General features: G+C 51.8%; 4 protein-coding genes. All 4 read right to left on the bottom strand.

What is annotated here, in order from left to right; all coding sequences use genetic code 11:
• Nucleotides 1-196: 196 nt before the first annotated feature.
• The gene (locus AVO41_RS10550) at nt 197-1027 is read right to left on the bottom strand and encodes a flagellin (protein ID WP_068585842.1); all 831 of its coding nucleotides are present in this window, start codon (nt 1025-1027) and stop codon (nt 197-199) included.
• Between the two features lie 187 nt (nt 1028-1214).
• Entirely contained in the window at nt 1215-2039 is an 825-nt protein-coding gene (locus AVO41_RS10545) for a flagellin (RefSeq protein WP_068585839.1), read from the bottom strand.
• A gap of 45 nt (nt 2040-2084) precedes the next feature.
• The gene (locus AVO41_RS10540; RefSeq protein WP_068585834.1) at nt 2085-2912 is read right to left on the bottom strand and encodes a flagellin; all 828 of its coding nucleotides are present in this window, start codon (nt 2910-2912) and stop codon (nt 2085-2087) included.
• Nucleotides 2913-3226: 314 nt separating this feature from the next.
• Nucleotides 3227-3382: flagellin (locus tag AVO41_RS10535; protein WP_255357713.1), on the bottom strand; the 156-nt coding region annotated here is incomplete at its 5' end.

The following is a 3382-nucleotide window of genomic DNA, read 5'->3' as shown; positions in this document are numbered from 1 at the left end:
AAAAAAAGCCGCTAAAAAGCGGCTAAACACAAGGGAACTTTCAAAAGCCTCTTTGGCCAGCATTCTCAGGCAAAAAACACCTCAGAACGTTGGTAAAAAAGCCTGCCCTTTTCTTCTTCCTCGTTGTTATAAATCTAAGTCTTTCGTCGATTGAATGCCTTTTTCACCAGGCCTGGTGAAAAAGGCGATGGCTCTTCTACTGCAGCAACTGCATCACATTCTGTGACTGCTGGTTGGCCTGACTGAGCATGCTCATACCGGCCTGCTGCAACACCTGGGTACGTGCCAGCGCCGCACTTTCCGCCGCAAAGTCCGCATCCAGAATCCGTGAACGTGCCGCGTTCATGTTTTCGTTCACGTTCGCCAGGTTCGACACAGTGGATTCCAAACGGTTCTGGATCGCACCCCATTTCGCACGGTTGACGTTGATGGTGGACAGGTCATTTGTGATCGCAGAGATCGCCGCACTCGCTGCACTGATATTGCCAATGCTGGCATTGCTCAACCCGGCGCTCAGGTTACCCTGACTGAAGTTGTAGGTTGAAATGTACAGTTTGTTGGTGGAACCCGCTTCCCAACCAATGTGCAGGCCAACACTGGCAATGGAGCCGTTCATCAACGGTGTCTCATTAAATTTGGTGGTGTCCGACACACGCTGAATTTCGCGCTGCAACTGCTGAAATTCTTCATTCATCTGCTGACGGTTCATGTCACTGTAGGTGCCGTTCAACGCCTGAACCGAGAGCTCACGCATCCGCTGCATCATGCTGACGATCTCTTCGCTGGCCCCATCCAGGGTCTGAACCAGTGAGATGCCGTCGTTGGCGTTACGAATGGCGACATCGGTGCCGCGAATCTGGGTGGTCATCCCGGTGGTCACCGCCAAGCCCGCGGCATCATCCGCCGCTTTGTTGATGCGAAGACCGGAGGTCAGACGTTCCATTGCCGTGGATTGCTCGGATTTGGTGGAATCGAGGATGCGGACCGCATTGATCGCGGCCATATTGGTATTGATTACCATTGCCATGATATTTCTCCCTTGTGTTGCTTGTGTGTGCTGTGTGTGGCAGCACGTCTTTTTATCGTTTTTGTATGTGAGGCATCTTTTGCGCCTTCAATAACGTTAACGACCGCAACCGGGATTCTTTAGCTTTTTTTCTTCCGGGCACAAAAAACCCCGCCGGGGCGGGGTTTGAGCAGATAATGCGTGCGCTTTATCGCAACAGCGACAACACGTTCTGCGATTGCTGGTTAGCCTGGCTGAGCATGCTCATACCAGCCTGCTGCAACACCTGCGTCCGCGCCAGGTTGGCACTTTCACGGGCGAAGTCGGCATCCTGAATCTGAGAACGGGCCGAATTCATGTTTTCGTTCACGTTTGCCAGGTTGGAAACGGTCGATTCCAGACGGTTCTGCAACGCACCCCATTTGGCACGTTCCAAGTTGATCGAGCTGATGGCCCCATCAATTGACCCCACCACCGTTGAAGCATTGGCCACGGTACTAATGGTCAGACCATCCAGATCCCCCGCAACCGAGGTCACATCGACGGTGGAAATATTAATTTTATTGACCGAACCGTTTTCCCAGCCCACATGCAAACTGATCACGGTGTTGGTACCGTCCATGAGTTCAATTTCATTGAACTTGGTGGTGTCGCCTACGCGATCGATTTCAGCTGCCAGCTGACCGTACTCTTCTTCCATTTGTTGACGGTTTTCGTCGTTGTAAGTACCGTTCATGGATTGAACCGCCAACTCACGCATGCGCTGCATCATGTTGACGACCTCTTCCATGGCGCCGTCCTGGGTCTGAATCAGAGCCATGCCGTCATTGGCGTTTCGGATGGATTGATCCGTCCCACGAATCTGTGAAGTCATGCCGGTGGCGACCGCCAGACCCGCCGCGTCATCGGCGGCGGAGTTGATGCGTTGACCGGACGTCAGACGTTCCATTGCTGTGGACTGTTCCACACTGGTTTTATCCAGAATTCGATTGGCATTCATCGCCGCCATGTTTGTGTTAATCACCATTGCCATGATGTCTCTCCCTTTTTGCTAGTGTGTGTTCTTAATCAATCAACGTTATCTCAACAATGAAAGCACGTTCTGCGATTGCTGGTTAGCCTGGCTGAGCATGCTCATACCAGCCTGCTGCAATACCTGCGTCCGCGCCAGGTTGGCACTTTCACGGGCGAAGTCGGCATCCTGAATCTGAGAACGGGCCGAATTCATGTTTTCGTTCACGTTTGCCAAGTTGGAAACGGTCGATTCCAGACGGTTCTGCAACGCACCCCACTTGGCTCGAAACGTATTGATATTGGAGAGATCGGCATCGATCTGTGTAATCGCATTGGACGCCGAACCGGCATCATCAATGGCCACAGCGGTTGATGTGTTCAACGATCCCAGACTGAACCCTTCCAACGAAACGGTGATCTTGTTGTCGGCACCGGTTTCCCAGCCAACGTGCAAGCTGATCGCAGCATTGGAACCGTTCATCAAAGACGTTTCGTTAAATTTGGTGGTCTTCGCGATCCGGTCGATCTCGTTCTGCAACTGAGTGAATTCTTCGTCCATCTGTGTGCGGTTTTCAGCGTTATAGGTGCCGTTCATGGATTGCACCGCCAGCTCACGCATGCGCTGCATCATTCCGACCACCTCTTCGGTCGCGCCATCCACAGTCTGAATCATCGCCATGCCGTCATTAGCATTTCGAATCGCTTGTTCGGTCCCACGAATCTGTGAAGTCATGCCGGTGGCGACCGCCAGACCCGCCGCATCATCGGCGGCAGAGTTGATACGCTGACCGGACGTCAGACGCTCCATTGCCGTAGACTGCTCAACGCTGGTTTTATCCAGAATCCGGTTGGCGTTAAGGGCCGCCATGTTTGTGTTAATCACCATTGCCATGATGTCTCTCCTTTTCTTGTGTGTGATGTTTGTCTTGTTATTCTTATCACTCAATGAAGTTATCGGCGCCCCTGATTTTTATTGAGCTTTTTTTTTGACTTTTTTGCCGTTGCAAAACAAAAAAAGCCGCTAAAAAGCGGCTAAACACAAGGGAACTTTCAAAAGCCTCTTTGGCCAGCATTCTCAGGCAAAAAACACCTCAGAACGTTGGTAAAAAAGCCTGCCCTTTTCTTCTTCCTCGTTGTTATAAATCTAAGTCTTTCGTCGATTGAATGCCTTTTTCACCAGGCCTGGTGAAAAAGGCGATGGCTCTTCTACTGCAGCAACTGCATCACATTCTGTGACTGCTGGTTGGCCTGACTGAGCATGCTCATACCGGCCTGCTGCAACACCTGGGTACGTGCCAGCGCCGCACTTTCCGCCGCAAAGTCCGCATCCAGAATCCGTGAACGTGCCGCGTTCATGTTTTC

Source organism: Thiomicrospira sp. WB1 (genome assembly GCF_001507535.1).
GTDB lineage: Bacteria > Pseudomonadota > Gammaproteobacteria > Thiomicrospirales > Thiomicrospiraceae > Hydrogenovibrio.
This window is presented reverse-complemented; position numbering and strand designations above follow the sequence as displayed.

Excerpts from the sequence above, each read along its gene's own strand:
- AVO41_RS10540 (WP_068585834.1), bottom strand. The coding sequence starts at position 2,912 with ATGGCAATGGTGATTAACACAAACATGGCGGCCCTTAACGCCAACCGG.
- AVO41_RS10550 (WP_068585842.1), bottom strand. The coding sequence starts at position 1,027 with ATGGCAATGGTAATCAATACCAATATGGCCGCGATCAATGCGGTCCGC.
- AVO41_RS10545 (WP_068585839.1), bottom strand. The coding sequence starts at position 2,039 with ATGGCAATGGTGATTAACACAAACATGGCGGCGATGAATGCCAATCGA.